The following is a 20,062-nucleotide window of genomic DNA, read 5'->3' on the forward strand; positions in this document are numbered from 1 at the left end:
GTCGTTGGGAACGCAAGCCCGTCAAAAATGGAATCACTACCTTTGTGAAAAATTTCCGCATGACATTTCACGATCTGAATATCAAAAAACCGATTTTAACCGCGCTGGATGAGTTGGGATATACAACTCCTACAACAATCCAGTCGGCTGGATTCTCCGTGATGATGTCCGGAAAAGATGTCATCGGGCTGGCACAAACCGGAACGGGAAAAACCCTGGCTTACCTGCTGCCGTGTTTGTCTATGTGGAAATTCTCCAAAGAACCGCATCCGCAAATCCTGATCATTGTTCCCACCCGGGAATTGGTGGTGCAGGTAGTGCGCGAAGTAGAAAAACTCACTCCTTACATGAACGTAGCAGTGGGCGGTGTATACGGAGGAGCGAATATCAACACGCAGTCTGCAATGGTACTCCAGGGTCTGGATATTTTGGTGGGAACTCCCGGCCGGATTTTTGACCTTGCTGCCAACGGGTCTCTGCAGTTGAAACACGCTAAGAAAGTGGTGATCGATGAGGTGGATGAAACCCTGAACCTGGGATTCCGCCCGCAATTGATGCGCATTTTCGAACTGCTTCCGGCGAAAAGACAAAACCTGCTGTTTTCGGCAACGCTTTCCGAAGAAGTAGCTTCATTTATTGAAACGTATTTTGAAAACCCGGAGAAAGTAGAAGCTGCCAGAGCAGGAACACCGCTTGAAAAAATCAAGCAGGAAGCGGTTGCAGCACCCAACTTCACTTCGAAGATCAACTTATTGAAACACTTGCTGGAAGATGGCCAGGACATGAGCCGCGTGCTGGTCTTTGTTTCTTCACGCGTACTGGCTGATAAAGTGTTTGAAGAACTGGAACCGACTTTCAATGTAGAGATCGGTGTGATTCACTCCAACAAAGCACAGAACTACCGTTTCAATGCCGTGAGCCATTTCCAGAATGGAATTTACCGCATTTTGGTGGCTACGGATCTGATTGCCCGCGGAATCGACGTAACAGACGTTTCGCATGTGATCAACTTCGATATTCCGGACAACCCGGAGAATTATATCCACCGCATCGGTAGAACGGGACGCCAGGATAAGGAAGGACATGCCATCACGTTCCTGGCAGAGAAAGACCTCGAGTTCTTCGGCCGCATTGAACAATTCATGGATAAGCGCGTTCCTGTTCAGGATTTCCCGGAAGAAGTAGAACTTTCCGAATTGGTACTCGATTTTGAGAAACCACAGGTAGCGATGAAAAACGTGCTGGTGAAACTGCCTCCGAAAGATCAGGCTGGGCCGGCATTCCACGAAAAGAAGGAAAAAAACAAAAAGGTCAACGTGCGCTACAATCACAAAAAGGCCATGCAGGAGAAATACGGCAAGCCGAAAAAGCGCGGAAGTAAGAAGAAATAATTCAAAATGTAAAATTGATAATTCAAAAACAACTCCTTTTGCATTTTGAATTGATCCTGACTCCAAAAGTCTGGTCTCTTGCCTCCTGATGTTTAGAGTATTCATTTTTACAGGCTTAATTTTTTCCGATTTCTGCTAAAAAACGTTAAGCGAATCGTTAATTTTAACATTTCGCCTACATTCGTTATTTGCATATGATTAAGATTCGGATCAATCTCGTAATTACTGCAGTATGGATTGCCATGCTGGCTCTTTTGTTGATTCAAATCTTCCAGACGTTACAGCTCTACGACCGCAAATCAGATGACTTCAAAAGCAAGGTAAACACTGCAATGGAGCGGATTGCGATTCGCTATGAGAAAGTCGAAGACCTGAGAAGATATTCTTCCCTGATGAGCAAAGATGTTTCGGGTCAGTACAAAGACGTGCTGAAAGAAGAATTCCAAAACTTATTCGAAGTCAAAGAATCGATTTCCATCCGCGATACGGTTTTGACGCTGAACGGGAAACTGGAAAATTACCTGATTGTAACGGGAAACAGTTACGACTCGATTTCCGGGTTGTATTCCAAACAGGAAGTACTGGCACGCGACGTTCGCCAAATTCACGAATTGTTCGACGGATCAAACCCGAGCCTGTTTCACAAAGATTCCGTCAGAGCAGCATATCACCTCGATCAGCGTGTGATGCACAAAATCGTCAAGAAAGCGAAGTACATCAACGAACTGATGGTGGAAACCTTCCGCGATAACATGTACCTGGATCCGGAAAAACGGATCGACCTTCACATCCTGGATTCCATTATCCGGAAAGAACTCATTGCAGATAAACTGCCGGATGAATTCAAATTCGTGGTGATTGAGGAAAACAACGAACCGGTTAAATTCAAGAAGAGTATCAGCGATTATGATAGTCAGCTCGATACAACGAAAACTCAGGTTACGATGCTGTTCCCGAATAAAATCCTGGAAGACAAACTGACCCTGCACCTGAATTTCCCGCACAGCCGTTTCTTCGTCTTGAAATCGATGGGAAGTTTACTGATTGTCAGTTTGGTGCTGGCAGTCATGATCATCATCACCATTTCGTACATGTTCCGTACCATTTTAACTCAAAAGAAGTTATACGAACTGAAAAACGACTTCATTTCGAACATGACCCACGAGTTTAAGACACCTATTTCAACGATTTCATTGGCTTGTGAGGCCATGCACGATCCCGGAATGATGGGGGGACAAACGGAAACCGCGGCTCCGTTCGTGAAGATGATCCAGGAAGAAAACAAGCGTTTGGGTGTGCTCGTTGAAGCCATTCTGCAAAGCGCGGTGATCGATCGGGGAGAACTGAAGGTGAAGATGGAAAAAGTGCCGGTGCTTGAGGTGATCCAGTCTGTTGCCAAAACCGCTTCCTTCCGGATTGCAGGTTCGGATGGCGAATTAATTCTGCAGCTTCCGAAAGAAGAAATTTACATCCAGGGAGACCGCATGCACTTTACCAACATGGTAAACAACCTGGTTGACAATGCGATAAAATACAGCAAGGACAAGATTCATGTGACGGTGAAACTGGAAGTATTTCCGGAACGCCTCGAATTGTCCGTGATCGATAAAGGAATTGGTATTAAACGTGAACATATCTCGAAAATATTTGATAAATTGTACCGTGTTCCGACCGGAAATGTTCATAACGTGAAGGGCTTCGGTCTGGGATTGAGTTATGTGAAAGCTCTCGCCGACATGTTCGGGTGGAGTCTTCATGTAACCAGTCAGGTAGGAGAAGGTTCAGAATTTCGTGTAACAATAAAAAGATAATTATGGCTAAGCAAAAATCAATTTTATTAGCAGAAGATGATGATAACCTGGGTCAGTTATTACAGACTTTCTTGAAGGCGAAGGGGTATCAGGTTGAGCTTGCGCGCAATGGAAAACACGCATATGAAAAATACACGGACGGACATTTCGACTTCTGTATTTTTGATGTGATGATGCCGGAAATGGATGGGTTTACATTGGCCAAAGAGGTGCGTCTGATCGATCCGAAGGTTCCTATTCTATTCCTGACTGCGAAGGCAATGAAGGAAGACAAACTGGAAGGTTTTGAAAGCGGAGCTGACGATTACATGACGAAACCATTTACGATGGAAGAACTCGTGGCACGCATCGAAGCAATTTTGAGAAGAACCGGAACGATCGAAAATGATGACAATGAAATGCAGCAGATCGGAACAATTCAATACGAACCGGTTTCGCGCATTCTTCATTTGAAGGAAGAACAAAAGAAATTGACAACCAAAGAAGGTCAGCTGCTTCATTTACTGTGTAAAAACCGCAACGAAGTCCTGGACAGACAAGCGGCACTGCGCGCTATTTGGGGAGACGATAATTACTTCAACGGTCGTTCAATGGACGTGTATATTGCAAAACTGCGTAAACTGTTGAAAGAAGATGAGCGCATTGAGATTTTGAATATCCACGGAAAAGGATTTAAACTCATTGTTCACGAATAAGCTTTATATTCGCTCTTGTGATGCGGAAAAAGAACCAAAGGACTCGTCTGCTGACGGGTCTTTTTTTGTTTATACCCTATATGAAAACCAGCCTCTTGCTTTTACTCCTGTTGTTTGGAAGTATGCGTGCATCGGCGCAGGAAGTGTTTTCGGTCTATTATCCAAGTGGTGATTCCAAGTTGCAGGAAGAAAATAAACAGCAGATTCAACGCTATATCTTTTCGCACAACCTGAAGAAAATCGACAGTTTACAGGTCATCGGTTTTGCAGATTCGACCGGGAAGAAAAAGCTCAATTTCCGGCTTTCGCAAAAGCGGGCAGATCGCGTGAAAGCCTACCTGGAAAAAATCCTGCCGGCAAAAACTCCGGTTTCGAGCTACGCAAAAGGAGAAGAAAACGGCTTCCGGAACCCGGATGAAAATCACCGGAGAGTTGAAATTCACTTGTTTTATGCGGGAAAACGCCTGGCAGAAGACACTACCGACCAATACGAGTATTTCGGAAATACCAAAGTGTGCTTCGTGCTTTCGGATTCGGTCATGAAGAACTGCAACATCATCCGGGTCAGTGACGGGCGCAGCAATTACGTGATCCTGGAAATGGAACCGCACTTGTTTTCGAAAAACCAAACGTATTATACGCTTACGAAGAACTCACAGTATGCCAAAATCATCAAGTGGAAGCTGGAAGTAAGCGGTGAAGGCTGGTGGCAGCACGAACGTTACCGGGCCCGCATCAAAGAAGCCGATTTTGAAGCTTACGGAGTATTGACCAAAAAGCAAATCCGCGAAGATGACAACGATTGCGTAGTTTGCGACAAGGACATGAATGCACCGATGAAGCTGGAATCGGAACTCCTGCCCGAAACGTATATCATGCAAAACCTGCAGTTTCGGAAAAAATTACTCACAGACGAATACCTGCTGCTGGTGCCGGGAACTTATGTTTCAGAGAGCAAAAGCTATTATTTTGACCGGAATTACGACCTCCCGGTAACCTGGCGAACCGAATTCGGAGTGCGGAACAGACCGTATTGTTTTGCTGAAGTTCCGGCGGTGTACTTGCAGCGACCAGACTGGAATATCTACTCCAACCGTTCTATCTGCACACCTTCGGGAGATTCCGTGAAGATCGCTTACCCGGTAGACACGATGTCGGCACATGTTTGTTTCCCCGAATCGCGCGGCGGGGTGAATGCTTTGGAATACGGACTGGATATCGGGTATCTGAATATCGCAGAACGAGTAGGATATGCAACAGCTTACCTTCAATACTCCGGAACGCGTGCAGAATACGGAATCAATGTGGGAATTGATCTGAAAGCACGGTTCATCGGAGCAATCCGGGCTGATTATGTGTTCTTTTCGTTCGATCCCTTCAAGCAAACGGTTATCGGAAATGCAAACCGTTCCATGATTCATGATTTTCACCCCACGCTGGCAGCTTATGTGGGAAGTAATCTGAGTTTTATCGGCAAGCACCCGGATTCAGGTTTGTTTCATGCCGTTTACCTCGGAGCGGCTTACCGGAATAACTCCATTTCCTTCGGATTGGATCGATTGTATACCAATTTCGGTGTTTCCACCGATTATTTGCGTCCAAACGGACTGCGTTTCCACCTGTATCTGCAAGTAGGAGTGAAGTTTAAAATCTAAGCGATTGCCCGCGAATCCGGCCAGTAATGCAGACTCAGATTCATATGTGATAAGCGTTCAGAGTGCAAGGATGCTATTCTGCAATGGATGTTTGCTGCGTTTTCACTTGTATCTGCACGTGAGAGTTAAGCTTAAAATTTGAAAGATCGATTGAATCAATTCGTAATTCGGCATTCATTCCGCTGCGGCGGACGTAATTACTATTACTATCTTTGTAATTGAAAAACAAAATCCATGATACGCATTCAAAATTTGATCAACGGTGAATTGGTTGCTCCGGTTAAAGGAAAATACATCGATAACTACGAGCCTGCAACAGGAAAAGTATACGGAGAAATCCCGGATTCGACGGAAGAAGACGTGGAGCTGGCGGTTGCTGCTGCAGAAAAGGCATTTCCTGTTTGGTCAGGTATGACGAATGAAGAACGTGGTGCAATCATGATGCGGATCAGCCTGGGAATTGAAAAACGCATGGATGAATTTGTGGCTGCAGAATCGCGCGACAACGGAAAACCGCTTTCACTGGCGGCACACGTTGATATTCCGAGAGCTGTTTCCAACTTTCATTTTTTCGCAACGGCAGTAGAACATTACGCTTCCGAATCGCATTACATGGAAGGAATGGGAATCAACTACACCACCCGTAAACCGATCGGTGTGGTGGGATGTATTTCTCCCTGGAATTTGCCGCTCTACTTGTTTTCATGGAAAATTGCACCTGCACTGGCTTCCGGAAACTGCGTGGTGGCAAAACCATCCGAAATCACGCCTTACACGGCTTATTTGCTGAGTGAAGTGGTGCGTGAAAGCGGTATGCCTGCCGGAGTACTGAATATTGTACACGGTTTGGGACAATCTGCCGGAGATGCCATCGTGAAACATCCGAAAATCAAAGCGATTTCTTTTACCGGTGGAACAAAAACCGGGGAATACATTGCACGTACTGCCGGACCGATGTTCAAAAAGCTTTCCCTGGAATTGGGAGGTAAAAACCCGAACATCATTTTTGCCGATTGCGATTTCGATGAAATGATCAAAACAACAGTGCGTTCTTCGTTTGCAAACCAGGGACAGATTTGTTTGTGCGGATCACGCATTTTCATCGAACGCAGTATTTACGATCGTTTCAAAACCGCTTTCATTGAGCGCGTGGAAAAACTCACCGTTTCCAATCCTTCCGATCCGAATGCGAAAATGGGAGCAGTGGTCTCCAAACCGCACATGGAAAAAGTGCTTTCTTACATTGAACTGGCGAAAGAAGAAGGCGGAACGATTCTGACAGGCGGAAACCGTGTGGTTCTGGACGCTCCGTACCACGAAGGATATTACATTGCTCCGACTGTGATCGAAGGACTTTCCTACGATTGCAGAACGAACCAGGAAGAAATCTTCGGGCCGGTTGTTACCTTAACACCGTTTGATACCGAAGAAGAAGTATTGATGATGGCAAACAGCACGCAATATGGTTTGAGCGCTACCATCTGGACTTCCGACTTGAAAAGAGCACACCGTACGGCAGATAAAGTACAGGCGGGAATCGTTTGGATTAACTCCTGGCTCGTACGCGACCTGCGCACACCATTCGGAGGAGTAAAAGCATCCGGAGTGGGAAGAGAAGGCGGCTGGGAAGCCCTGCGTTTCTTTACTGAAGCGAAGAATGTGTTTATTCCGTACTAAGTAATTGAAAATGTAAAATGGAGCATTGAAAAGGTAAAGACCAGACTTTTTGAGTCATGGCTCTTGCCTCTTGATGTCCTAAACATTTCTTTTCAATTTTGATATATCATGCTGAGTGGAGTCGAAGCATCAATTCAATTTATCTCTTGATTTTCCCCCGTTTAATCAAACTCGCAACTTCGAATTCGAGTGAGCCGTAGACTTCTTTTTTCTTCAGGGAATCAATGTGGAAGAACACATCCGTTCCTTTGTATTTCCACAAACCGTTGCAGGTATTTCCGGTGGTTACTTTCGGAGGCTTTCCGTACGTATACGCGCCGATGCTCGTAGGTAGAATATTTAAGTTCAGAGGCGGTGAAAACAGGAAGTGGTAGTATTTCCCCTGCTTGGTAATAATTCCTTTCGCAAACAGCGCCGAAACGAGCTTATTCCCGTTTTCATTGACAGAGAACATCAACGAATATGCAGGAACAGCCACTTGATTGATTTTTCGAACCTCTACGCGGTTGAATTCTTCGTCGTAACTCATTTCCACCACTTCTTCGTTGATGAGTTGTGTGCCACCTTCCTGGAAACAGAGATCTCCTTCCCAGGCATCAAAAAACGCAGCGGTCGGGAAACTCACTTTTTTTGCCAGTGAAGCAATCCATTGGTAAAGCGGATTGTCCTTGTCTTTTTTGAATTCCGAAACATCCAGGTGGATTTCCAGTGCCTTGGTAGAAATCTTGTTGCGTTCGAACGTAATCCCGGCTTCTTTTTCCTTGATCTTTAAGTTTTTGTTGGAATGCAGGTACGTTTTCAGCTTCACATTCAGCGAGTCGCTGTCGTGCGCAAACATCGCGTAATCGAAACCAAACTTTTTGAGGCGTGGAGAATTCGAGTAAAGCACGATCTTTTCATCCTGGAATAATTTCTTTTTCAGGAATTTTTCCCAGGAACTTTCAATATCTCCTTCGCGTGCAAAAATAGCCTTCCCAATGCGCCGTCTCACTTTCGACCCTTTGTAAATGAGCATGTAATCCTTGTCGTAAAAGATATACAATCCCAAATCCTTGATTTTTTTGACCTTCCGGTTGTAGACTACCGTATCGGAAACATGAATGTATTGCTCCAGCCGGTTGAATCCGATCTGAATCTTGGAACTGTCGAGAACGCTCATAAACGTTCCCCACTCGTCTTTTCCGTTTGAGAAGAAATAACCGGTGCTCTGGATATCAATCCCGATTCCTTTTGCCTGGCTGAGCAGGAAATCATACGTCAGGTACTCGCGGAAAGGAACCTTGTTCTTAAACATCAGGGAATTTGTTTCCCGGGCAATATCGAGCAGGTTGTAACGGCCTACGATCTCACTTTCGGGTAAACGGTCGAGCAGGCTGGGTGGCGGCTCAGGAGCAAACAAACGCGGACGGATATAGAGAAACAAAGCCAGTGCAGCGCACAGCAATGTAATCAATACGACCTTATTTCCAACTCCTTCTGCTTTCATTTAACGCTTTGTAGACACCAAATAGGCTGTATTTACGAGATCAAGCAGGTATTTTCCTGCATTGTCAAATGTTCCGTCAAAACTGTAAGTCAGGTTGTACGTTGTTTTCTGGCGGCTCGTTTTGGAAGAAGTTACCTCCATTTCACCTTTTTTACCGCGCATTGAAGCAAGCACATTGAAACGGTGGTCATTCAGGATGGATTCCGGAAGACGGTTAATCATGTCCCCGAGGTTCATATATCCGTAAATGGAACCGCTTTTCGCTGCGTTTTTCGCCAGTTTTCCCGTCAATGCATCCGAACCGTAACCATTGGAGTGGTTTTTCGCCAGATCTTCGTCATTGGTGAAAATGAACAAGCCGTTTTTGTTGATCATGTAGAGCGGAACCGAGTTCAGGATTGCTTCCTCGTATACCCAGTAATCACCCATGTTTTTGAATTGCGAAGTGATGCGCGACATGTGCTTCAAAATCTTGTTCGGGATATCCGGACGAGCCGTTGTAAACCCTAAAGTAAAGATTGGCATATCTTCTTCCGCTTCGATTTCTTTTTCCCCGTATTCGAAGGTTTCTTCGTCGTAGAAAAACTCGATGCGTTTGGTTTTTACGCGTTTGATTCCGTTAAAGGTACCGAACATACTTCCCTTGTAGGTGTTGAATACTTCGTCCGTATTGATGAAATCATTCAGTAATTCGATCGTCAGTACATTCGCGGAAATGCGCGCGTTTTTCTCTTCGCTCAGGATCGGCATGATCACCTGGTAAGCCTTTTCGTATCCCTTTTTCAGGTCAATTTGGTACGTAAAGAAACCCGTATTGTTTTTCGGGATGTATTTCAGCACATTCTTGTCGAATTTAGCGCTGTTGAGTTCCTGGTAAATGCTTCCGAGCCCTTCGCCGTAATTTGCCTCTATTTTCAGATCAATTGATTTCTGGTTCAGAACAATATCTCCAAGCATGACGTTTCCGGTATACAGCTCGTTCAGATCGCGGTACAAGTCCGGGAACATGGCCTGCAGGTAGAACAAACTGTTCGTATTCTTAAAGTTCCGGCTGTTGTCGAGGTAGAAAATACCGTCAGAAGTATGTGTCAGCTGATTAGCCAAACGTGAATCGATCGCCTTCAGGTTCTGCTTTTTCACGAAGAGTTCTTCGGTGATCAAAAACAGGCGTCTGCGGGAATATTCCGATTCGATGCTGTCGCGCAATTCGTAGTAATTCTTGAACAGATCGTTCATTTCGTCTACCGCTACCGGAGTGTCTTCTACATCTTCCTCAATGATTTCTTCCACTTCGTCCCCGTCTTCGTTCATCGTCGGATCATCAATCGGAATTTCGTCATCGTACTGGTCCATTTCCTCGTCGTAGTATTCGTCTTCCGAAGACCACGGGAGTTCGAAACCGCGCGCAATCCAGATGGAATCTGTAATTTCAGTGAGTTTTTCCTGGTCTGTATCTACACGGATCAGTAAACCTACATTCCCCTGGATCATCAGGTGGTTGAAATAGTTGTTGTAATATTCCGTTCCGGGAACCAGGCTTTCCATGCGGTCAAAATCATCGAATACATCGAACAGCTTGCTCTTGTCGGTAATTCCGAACGTGAACCCGGAGATTTCAAATTCCGTATTCTTCCCGTAGAAAATATTCATTTTCTGGTTGAAATCAATCCCGGCATCCTTTAGCGTTTTCCCCTGGGTAGACCCATCGAAAAGCTCCGATTGCAACTCAGTCATGAAATCATAAGAAACCAATTCATCCATCGATACCTTCTGGAGGATGGAAATATTATTCAGGCTGAATACCGTCACGGCATCCTTGGGAATAACATCTTCGGATTTCTGCCCCCAGGAAACCATTCCAAGCAGGGTTATCGGAATTAAAACTTTAATTTTCATAGAGGAATGAATGAACGGATTCTACACGAAAGTAAAAATCATTTTTTGAATTGAACCGGCTATTTCGTTTATCAACCGGCATTTGGTTGATAACTTGTGTTAAAATACAGTAAAATCGCTGTGTTCGGGCTATTAATTGGAAATTGTGATGGTGTTTTTCAGTACGGAAGGATTCGTTCCGACAGAATAGGTGCTGGATTTGATTAAAACTGCAGTTTTCGTTGGCGAAATTTGTGCCTGTCCGTTATCGCATTTGGAAACCGGTTTGTCAAAACGGGAAACCGAGATGTATTTTCCTTCCTTCAGTTTTTCCTGGTCTTCAGCCTTCAGTTTGTGAATGAAGCTTTGGAAATTAGGCGTAATACGCGTCAGGATTTTTCCGTCCCAGCTTAGCCAGTTTTCGTCAAAAGCAGGATCGTTTTTGTCCTTGCTTTCTTCCTTTACGATTTCGCGGATTCCATTTTGAAGGTCTGCTACGTTGTCAAAATTGCAGGAGATCTTGAAAATAAAATCGTCGTAGTTGGCCTCTACTTTTACGTTGGAAATTCCTTCTTTCTCTTCGAGTTTACTGCGGTACAGCTCAATTTTCTCTTTGATTTCGGGAAGTTTCGGAACGCGTTTTCCGTCCACGCTGTCGAGGGCGAGTATGGAATTAATCTTCACTTTGCTGGCGCTCATGTTCACGGTGTACTTGTAAGTTCCGCTTCCGTCAGGATGAAGAATAATTTCGTCAAAGATGTCTACACAAGAGGACAGTGTAAGCATCAGGAAACCAATTAGAAGGATACGCATATGTCAAATTCTGGTACAAAAATACGGAACTACCCGAATCAAAAACAGTACCAGAACAATATTTATTTGCTATTGGACGAAATAAGCGTGATTTTCCGTGACGGTTAATGTGGCCGAACGACCGCAGATAAAGGCCCGGTTATCATTGATATGTCCTACGGGAGCCTGGAATGCTATCGGAAGTGACCGGAAACGGGTATGTTTCAGAACAAGCTCTTCCACGGTCCATTCGGTAGCATTAGCGGTATCTTTGAGATCGGTCATTCCTCCGATGATCAGTCCCGAAATGTGGTCGAAAACACCAGCCAGCCTGAAAGCGCTCAGCATCCGGTCGATGTGGTAGATTTGTTCGCCGATATCTTCGATGAATAAAATAGCGTTCTCAAAATTCGGACAGTACGGGGTTCCGAGCAGGGAATAAAGAATCGACAGATTTCCTCCGACGACCATTCCGCTTGCCGTTCCGGGCTTGTTGGCCGGATGGGGCTGCCAGGTATATTCGTTTTCTGTTCCCTGCAATACGTGTAACATGGATTCCAGTGCTTCCGGCGTATTTTCCCGGAAATTGAGTGGCATCGTAGTATGTGCTGTTTCGATTCCGAGCCGGAGTCCAAGGCAGTTGAAATTGGTAATGTCTGAAAATCCGAGAATCCATTTCGGTTCGCGGAGCAGGTTGGCCCAATTAACTGTATCAAACAAACGGATCGCGCCATAGCCGCCGCGGTTGCACACAATGGCTTTCACCTCCGGGTGATCTACCGCCCACTGCATGTCGCCGGCTCGTTGCTCATCCGTTCCGGAAAAATAACGGTATTCGCCTGCCGCATGTGCGCCAATGAGCACCACAAATCCCTGTTGTTCGAAATAACTTTTGGCAAAATCGATGTAAGAAGCTTCAATGGCCTTTGCAGGAGAAACCAATGCAATGGTGTCACCGGGAACCAGTTTGGGAGGACGTATCATGCCCTAAAGGTAATTGAAAATGGAGAATTCAAAATTCAAAATGGAGCAATGAGAATTGAAAAGAAATGTTCAGGAGATCAAGAGGCAATAGTCATGAATCGGAAAGTCTGCTCTCTACCTTTTCCATCTTATGAGAGATTAAGAGATAAGAGTCGCGATCAGTCCTGACTCCAAAAAGTCAGGTCTCGACTCTATACTTTTCCATTTTAACTTTTCAATTATCCGTTAATCGGTCCCATCACTACCATTTTTTCCATGGTCGGAGTCGGGCTTCCACCCATTTTTTCAAGCGTGATGGCAAAGGCGGTAATGTTTTTGGCGTTTACATCAAAGGGATCGGTCATTTGTTCCACTTCGTCGTAGTTGAAGAGACCTACTGAAACCGGTTTTCCGTCAGCGATTACCCAAAGCTGATACTGCATATTTGCAGGTGGCGGAGTGATTTTTTCGGCATGCATCACTGCTTTCTTCATGTCCTGGCTCCACATCACTTTCACAGAAGCAGTTGGTTCCATGGCGGTTCCGTTCATCATCACAGTGCGCACGCTTTGTTCGGTCAATACTTTCTGAACTTCGCGTAAATGCTCTTTTTCAAGAATTGCAGCCTGCAGAACTTGTTCATTTTCCAGTTGATCTTTCTCCATGGAAGCCAGTGCTGAATCCATGCGTTTTACTTCGCTGTTCGAAACAAACCAAAGCGCCCCGATTCCCAAAGTCAGGATCAGAGATGCGGCAGCCATTACTTTCCACAACGGACTCACACCCTTGATCTCCGGAGCAGTGTTCATGGCGATGATTTTCGCTTCGGGTTTCGTTTCCGAATTATCGGAAGCAGCTGGTTTTTCCTGCGGAATGCGCGAAATGGCATCCAGTACCGAAGCCCGGACTGCCGGATTCGGAGCCTGTGCGTTTTCCAGCATCAATTCTTCACAGCGTTTTTGCACGCGGACAAATTCCTCTCGGATTTCCGGGTAGATTTTGGAAAGGCATGCTACTTCCTGAACTTCCTGCTGGGAAGCTAGTCCGAGTGTTACCGACTCCAAAATTCCTGACGCTATGTATTCGTTTATATCCACAATATCAAAAGTGTAAACCATTTTCTTAACTCCGTCATGGCCATGCGCGAGCGGGTTTTCACAGTACCGAGCGGAATATCCAGCTCATCTGCTACTTCTTGCTGCGTATACCCTTTGAAGTATAAGTATTCAATCATTGTCTGCTGTTCGGCAGGAAGTTGTTCCACCAGTTGTTTCAACCCGATCGTTCCAACATTCTGCTGAACTGTTGTTGAACTACTTACGGTTGTTTCCAGGATTTGGATTTCGGATTTGGATTCTTTTTTCGTTTTTCTCAGCGCATCAATCGATGTATTGCGCGCAATATTCAGCATCCAGGTGAAAAAACTCCCTTTTGAATCATCGTACATCTGAATGTTTTTCCAGACTTTGATAAAGGTGTCCTGGAGTACATCCTGGGCAAGATCCTCATCAATGATAAACCGCCCGATCACACTGTTAATAGCGCCACAGTAGCGATCATAGACTTCGCCGAAAGCGCTTTGATTTCCTGCTTTTACCTTGTGAACGAGGTCTGTAATTTCTATGCTGTTCAATGAATCCAACGAAACGAATGTAGCAAATTAAATGAATTCAAAAATCAAAATGTGAAATTTATCGTGGATTGGGTTTTGAATTTTTCAGTTTGAATTAGCGCTGTAAAATCGAAATGTGTGCAGAGACGGGAAGAAATGATTGATCGTTATTCCTCTGTTGAACCGATTTAAAATCACCCTTTTTACGGACTTTGATCGGTTCGGTAGTCAATTCTGAAAGTTCTCCCTTTTACCTTTTTACTTCTCACTTATAAAGCTTAAATTTGCAGTCTTTTTGTAAGTTCAAAAAACACTTAAATACCAGACGAATGAGTCAGAAATACAACGAATATTCAGGACTGAATCTGCCGAATGTCGCGCAGGCAGTTCTGGAAAAGTGGAAAAATGAGCGTGTTTTCGAGGCTTCCATCACATCACGTGAAGGGGCTGAGCCGTTTGTTTTCTTTGAAGGGCCTCCATCAGCGAATGGATTGCCGGGTATTCACCACGTAATGGCTCGTTCGATTAAAGATATTTTCTGCCGCTATCAAACATTGAAAGGAAAACAGGTGAAGCGTAAAGCCGGATGGGATACGCACGGATTGCCTGTGGAATTGGGTGTTGAAAAAGAACTTGGGATCACCAAGGAAGATATCGGGAAGAAAATTTCCGTGGAAGACTACAACAGAGCGTGCCGCGAAGCGGTGATGCGCTACACCGATATCTGGAACCGTTTGACAGAAGAAATGGGATATTGGGTGGACATGGAAGATCCGTACATCACGTACGACCCGAAATACATGGAATCTGTTTGGTGGCTCTTGGGTCAGTTGTATAACAAAGATTTGCTCTACAAAGGATACACCATCCAGCCGTATTCACCTGCTGCCGGAACCGGACTTTCGTCCCACGAATTAAATCAGCCGGGAGCTTACCGCGACGTGAAAGACACCACCGTGGTGGCACAGTTTAAAGTTGATTTCGACTCCGCTCAATCAACTTTGCAGAAATTTGGCCTTGAAGGAAGACTGAGCGGAGCCGAAGTCTACTTCCTTGCCTGGACAACCACTCCGTGGACACTTTCTTCCAACACCGCGTTGTGTGTGGGACCGAATATCGAGTACGTGCTCGTATCGACTTTCAACCAGTACACGCACGAAGCAATCCAGGTGGTGCTGGCGAAAGATCTGGTGAAAAACCATTTCGGGAAAGGGTTTGTAGCAGTGGAAAGCGAAGCAGCTTTGGCAGATTACGACAAATCAGGGAAAAACATTCCGTTTGTGGTTCTGGGGTCGTGCAAAGGTTCTGACCTGGTCGGAATCCGTTACGAACAACTGTTGAAAGGCGCTTTGCCATACGAAAACGCGGATCAGGCATTCCGTGTCATCTCCGGAGATTTTGTAACCACTTCGGATGGTACGGGAATCGTACACATTGCGCCGACTTTTGGTGCCGATGATGCGCGCGTAGCAGCAGAATCCGGTGTTCCTGCAATGCTCGTACTGGACGACAAGGGAAACCCGGTTCCGTTGGTGGACCTGCGCGGGCGTTTCCGCATGGAGGTTTCCGATCCGGTTTTCGGACTGGGAGGCGAATTCGTGAAAGCGGATTACCTGAGTGAAGAAGAGAAACAAGCGGAATTCGCGAAGCAACACGAAAGTCTGAAAGCGATCATCCCGGATCTGAAAGGATACATGTCGGCAGATGAGCGCATCACGCTGAAACTGAAGATCGAAAACCGCGCGTTCAAAATCGAGAAATACGAACACAGCTACCCGCATTGCTGGAGAACAGATAAACCGGTACTGTATTATCCGCTGGATTCCTGGTTCATCAAGGTGACCAATGTGAAGGAGCGCATGATCGAACTGAATAATACCATCAACTGGAAGCCGGCTTCTACGGGAAGCGGACGTTTCGGTGAATGGTTGAAAAATGCAAACGACTGGAACCTGTCGCGTTCCCGCTACTGGGGAATTCCGATTCCGATCTGGTCTACGGAAGACAACGACGAGCGTATCTGCATCTCTTCGGTGGAGCAGTTGAAAGCTGAGTGCGACAAAGCTGTTGCAGCCGGACTGATGACTGAAAACCCGCTGAAAGCATTTGTTCCGAACGACTTTTCGAAAGAAAACTACGGACAGATCGACCTGCATAAAAATTACGTGGATGAAATCATCCTGGTTTCGGATTCCGGGAAGCCGATGAAGCGCGAAAGCGACCTGATCGACGTGTGGTTTGATTCAGGATCGATGCCGTATGCACAGTGGCATTACCCGTTTGAGAACAAAGAATTGATCGACAATCATCAATCCTACCCGGCAGATTTCATCGCGGAAGGAGTGGATCAAACACGCGGTTGGTTCTACACATTGCATGCCATCGCGACGATGTGTTTTGACTCGGTGGCATACAAAAATGTCGTATCGAACGGATTGGTATTGGATAAAAACGGCCAGAAGATGTCGAAAAGACTTGGAAATGCTGTTGATCCATTCGAAACATTGGCGAAATACGGCCCGGATGCTACGCGCTGGTACATGATCACGAATGCACAGCCGTGGGATAACCTGAAATTTGACGTGGACGGAATCACGGAAGTACAGCGCAAGTTCTTCGGAACGCTCTACAATACGTATTCGTTCTTTGCGCTTTATGCAAACATCGACGGGTTCTCTTATGCGGAAGCAGACATTCCGCTGAATGAACGTCCGGAAATTGACCGCTGGATTTTGTCGAAACTGAACTCATTGATTGCACAGGTAGATGAAGCATATGCTTCTTTCGAACCGACACGTGCAGGACGTTTGATCCAGGATTTTGTAACAGATCAGTTGTCGAACTGGTACGTGCGTTTGTGCCGCAGACGTTTCTGGAAAGGGGATTACACCTCAGATAAAATTTCTGCTTACCAGACCCTGTATACCTGTTTGAAAGCAGTTGCTGTCATGGGATCACCGATTGCACCGTTCTATTTGGATCAGTTGTTTACCGATTTGAACAGCATTTCAGGTCGTCACCAGGTGAACTCCGTGCATTTGGCGCTGTTCCCGAAATCCGATGCGGCATTGATCGATACAGAGCTGGAAGCACAAATGGAGATCGCACAAAATGTTTCTTCACTGGTGCTTGCTTTGCGTAAAAAGGAGAAAATCCGCGTAAGACAGCCATTGCAGAAGATCATGGTTCCGGTATTGGATGAGCGTTTTGCAACCAATATCCAGCATGTTCAGGATTTGATTCTTTCGGAAGTGAACGTGAAAGAACTGGAATTGCTGGATGCGTCCAACACGGTATTTGTGAAATCGATCAAACCGAATTTCAAAACGATCGGGCCGAAATACGGAAAACAGATGAAAGCAATTGCCGCATTATTTGCACAATTGGATCAGAACGCAATTGCTGAAATCGAGAAAAACCAGGGCTGGACTGGCGTTGTGGATGGGGAAGAGGTGGTTCTGGAACTGAACGATTTCGAAATCCGCGCAGAAGATATCCCGGGCTGGTTGGTGGCTTCTGAAAACGGTTTGACGGTTGCGTTAGACAGTACCATTTCCGAAAGTCTGCGCATGGAAGGTGTGGCGCGCGAATTGGTGAATCGAATCCAGAACCTGAGAAAGGATTCCGGATTGGAAGTAACCGACCGCATCCATTTGACCTTGAAATCTTCTGAGTTCATTCAACTCGCTGCCGAAGCAAACAAACAGTTTATCTGTGAAGAAGTGCTCGCTTCCGATTTGAAATTCAGCTCAGAGCCGTTCGAAGGATTGACGACCGATATCGAAGCAGATGCCGATACGGTGATCAAAGTAGAGAAAGTATAAGAGCAGGCTTCGACTCCGCTCAGCCTGCTGAAATAACTGAAGAAAACGCCGGGATTTCCCGGCGTTTTTTGTTGGAAACGGGACTTTTTCGAAGATTTTGTCCTTCTTTTTGGGCAGGTCTTCTTATTTTTAGGCAAACGTGAGATCAGAACAGGTATGCAGTTATTCAGAAGAGCCAAAAAGAAGCAGTTGAATGAGTTGTTTGAAGATTTCTATCATGCAGCTGATTACACTTCCGATAACCTGGAATTCCTGGTCGACCTGGTAGCATATTTCCGCCCGGAAGAGATCGGCAAGGAACAGCCGGTCAGCATCCGCGAATTGATTGACTACCTGAAAGAATACCCCGTAAAGCGTTACGCGATGACGGTTTACCTGGGAAATATGCTTCATAATCGCAAATTCACATCGATTTTAACGGATTCGGGGATTATCCGCGATGCTTATTTCATCCGGGAAGTGCGGGAACGACTGGCCTCTAAAATCCTTCCCGAACAACCGGAGCCCGATACCATGCAGTTTTTGCTAAACCAGATTTTTTACAAGCAGAAAGACATTGAATGGGTGCAGTTGATTTCGCTGGATGAAATCAACGAGTTGGTGACGTTGCTTGATCTTCCAAGCATGTATGAGGAAGAAGAAACCAACTTTGCGATCACGGAAGTGGTCAACGGCATCAGTTTGCTGATTCAACGAATTAGCGGACGCGCTTTGGAGCAAGATGTGCTGATCATGGTTCCGGAATACGAAAATGTGCAAAGTCCTTTCGAGTTGTTCGAGAAAAAACTCGATGTGGTGGTGTCCAAAATCATCCGCGAGAATGATTATTCCCTTTCGCTTTCCGATCCGGATTACCGGGAATTGCTCACTGTTTTGGATAGCTGTCATGAAATGATCAACGCCGCGTTTAATAACAGCGCCAAATTCGGAATCTCGATCCGCGTGAATCAAAGTTTACTGCGAATCCGTCAGCAACTCTACCGCATCGGGGCGCTTTTGCCTCTACTGGCGGCAGATACGGATCGCGATAAACAGGAAAATACCATTTACCTCGCCGTTAAGCTGATCAAATACAATTGTAAGAAAAACAACATCCGCCGCCTGATGCTCGACAGCACGCAGGCCATTGCATACGAAGTAACCCAGCACACAGCGAAAACGGGTGAACATTACATCACGCATTCCAAAAAGGAATATTACCACATGCTCTTCACCGCGATGGGCGGGGGACTGGTCGTTGGATTTTTATGCTTGTTCAAAGTACTGCTTGGAAAGTTTCACGTCAGCGATTTCGGACATGCATTCCTGTATAGTTTGAATTATGCCTTCGGGTTCATCCTGATTTACTTATTGGGCTTTACGCTTGCAACCAAACAGCCCGCCATGACTGCCGCCGCGATTGTGAAATCCATCGAAGCAGGCATGTCGGGAGCTGTTGACGAAGCCGACCGGCACCGTTCGTTCGCCAGGTTGTTTGCGCAATTGTTCCGTTCGCAGTTTATTGCTTTCGTAGGAAACGTATTTGTGGCATTTCCGGTGGCACTGCTGCTGATCTGGTCACTGCAGGGACTGGCAGGATTCCCCATCGTGGATGCGCATAAAAGCGAAGTGCTGCTCACAGATTTGAGCCCGGTTGCATCGATGGCGATTCTGCATGCTTCGATTGCCGGGGTATTTTTGTTCTTGTCGGGAATCATTTCCGGATCGATTTCAAACAAGATCAAGCACCAGAAAGTATATAACCGCATCAAGGAGCATCCGGTTTTGAAACGCTCGCTGGGAAAAGAAAATACGAAACGTTTTGCAACCTGGATCGAAGAGAAATGGGCAGGAGTAGCTTCCAATTTCTGGTTCGGTGTTTTTATGGGTTCGACCGCTTCTATCGGGATTTTTATCGGTTTGAACCTGGATATCCGGCACATTACCTTTGCAGCCGGAAACCTGGCGATTGGCTTGTTTGGGGAACACTTCCAAACTGGCTGGTACACGATTTTGATGGGAATCATCGGAATCGGGTTGATCGGGTTTTTCAACTTCATTGTCAGCTTTTCGTTATCACTTTGGCTGGCTCTGCGTTCGCGTGATATCCCGCTTTCGGAAGTGAAGTACCTCTTTCATTCTGTTTGGCTCTACTTCAAATACAAGCCCGTTTCTTTCTTTTTCCCGGTGAAAGACCAGTAAAATCAAGTGTTTTTGCTTGAAAAAGCGGTTTTGATCCGGTTTGTTGCTCGACAGCGGTTCGAAAATGCTCAATGGAATTGCATAAATATTCAACAACAGG

The 20,062-nt window shown here is 45.7% G+C and carries 13 protein-coding genes; 7 read left to right on the plus strand and 6 right to left on the minus strand.

Annotated elements, in window-relative coordinates; translation table 11 throughout:
* Positions 1-59: 59 nt before the first annotated feature.
* The 5 genes from ABDV94_RS18890 (at position 60) to ABDV94_RS18910 (ending at position 7,229) form a co-directional block, all read left to right on the plus strand.
* Positions 60-1,391, plus strand: a complete 1,332-nt coding sequence (locus ABDV94_RS18890; protein ID WP_343748784.1) for a DEAD/DEAH box helicase — start codon at positions 60-62, stop codon at positions 1,389-1,391.
* 194 nt (positions 1,392-1,585) lie between these two features.
* Positions 1,586-3,202, plus strand: coding sequence for a HAMP domain-containing sensor histidine kinase (locus tag ABDV94_RS18895; protein ID WP_343748785.1), 1,617 nt, complete (start codon positions 1,586-1,588; stop codon positions 3,200-3,202).
* Between the two features lie 2 nt (positions 3,203-3,204).
* On the plus strand, positions 3,205-3,897 hold the full coding sequence (locus ABDV94_RS18900; protein ID WP_343748786.1) for a response regulator transcription factor: 693 nt from the start codon (positions 3,205-3,207) through the stop codon (positions 3,895-3,897).
* 80 nt (positions 3,898-3,977) lie between these two features.
* Positions 3,978-5,552 (plus strand): OmpA family protein, encoded by a 1,575-nt coding sequence (locus ABDV94_RS18905; RefSeq protein ID WP_343748787.1) that lies wholly within the window; start codon positions 3,978-3,980, stop codon positions 5,550-5,552.
* Between the two features lie 234 nt (positions 5,553-5,786).
* Positions 5,787-7,229 (plus strand): aldehyde dehydrogenase, encoded by a 1,443-nt coding sequence (locus ABDV94_RS18910; protein WP_343748788.1) that lies wholly within the window; start codon positions 5,787-5,789, stop codon positions 7,227-7,229.
* Positions 7,230-7,368: 139 nt separating this feature from the next.
* On the opposite strand, the gene ABDV94_RS18915 is transcribed toward ABDV94_RS18910, so the two are convergent.
* The 6 genes from ABDV94_RS18915 to ABDV94_RS18940 form a co-directional block, all read right to left on the minus strand.
* Positions 7,369-8,715 carry a hypothetical protein gene (locus tag ABDV94_RS18915; RefSeq protein WP_343748789.1) on the minus strand — a complete coding sequence of 449 codons (1,347 nt, stop codon included), beginning with the start codon at positions 8,713-8,715 and terminating at the stop codon, positions 7,369-7,371.
* Positions 8,716-10,611, minus strand: a complete 1,896-nt coding sequence (locus ABDV94_RS18920; protein WP_343748790.1) for a hypothetical protein — start codon at positions 10,609-10,611, stop codon at positions 8,716-8,718.
* A 132-nt stretch (positions 10,612-10,743) separates the two neighbouring features.
* Positions 10,744-11,403 (minus strand): hypothetical protein, encoded by a 660-nt coding sequence (locus tag ABDV94_RS18925; RefSeq protein ID WP_343748791.1) that lies wholly within the window; start codon positions 11,401-11,403, stop codon positions 10,744-10,746.
* Positions 11,404-11,472: 69 nt separating this feature from the next.
* Positions 11,473-12,366 (minus strand): LD-carboxypeptidase, encoded by an 894-nt coding sequence (locus ABDV94_RS18930; protein WP_343748792.1) that lies wholly within the window; start codon positions 12,364-12,366, stop codon positions 11,473-11,475.
* Between the two features lie 218 nt (positions 12,367-12,584).
* Entirely contained in the window at positions 12,585-13,442 is an 858-nt protein-coding gene (locus ABDV94_RS18935) for an anti-sigma factor (protein ID WP_343748793.1), read from the minus strand.
* A complete protein-coding gene (locus tag ABDV94_RS18940; protein WP_343748794.1) occupies positions 13,433-13,987 on the minus strand; it encodes a sigma-70 family RNA polymerase sigma factor in 555 nt (184 codons plus the stop codon). Before ABDV94_RS18940 ends, ABDV94_RS18935 begins: the two co-directional genes overlap by 10 nt.
* Positions 13,988-14,286: 299 nt before the next feature.
* Here ABDV94_RS18940 and ileS point away from each other — a divergent pair, with 299 nt between their 5' ends.
* Together ileS and ABDV94_RS18950 are read left to right on the plus strand one after the other, a co-directional pair.
* Positions 14,287-17,781, plus strand: coding sequence for an isoleucine--tRNA ligase (gene ileS, locus ABDV94_RS18945; RefSeq protein ID WP_343748795.1), 3,495 nt, complete (start codon positions 14,287-14,289; stop codon positions 17,779-17,781).
* Between the two features lie 156 nt (positions 17,782-17,937).
* Positions 17,938-19,962, plus strand: a complete 2,025-nt coding sequence (locus ABDV94_RS18950; protein ID WP_343748796.1) for a recombinase — start codon at positions 17,938-17,940, stop codon at positions 19,960-19,962.
* Positions 19,963-20,062 lie beyond the last annotated feature (100 nt).

This window comes from Fluviicola sp., from assembly GCF_039596355.1.
In the GTDB taxonomy this organism is placed as follows: Bacteria; Bacteroidota; Bacteroidia; order Flavobacteriales_D; family Crocinitomicaceae; genus Fluviicola.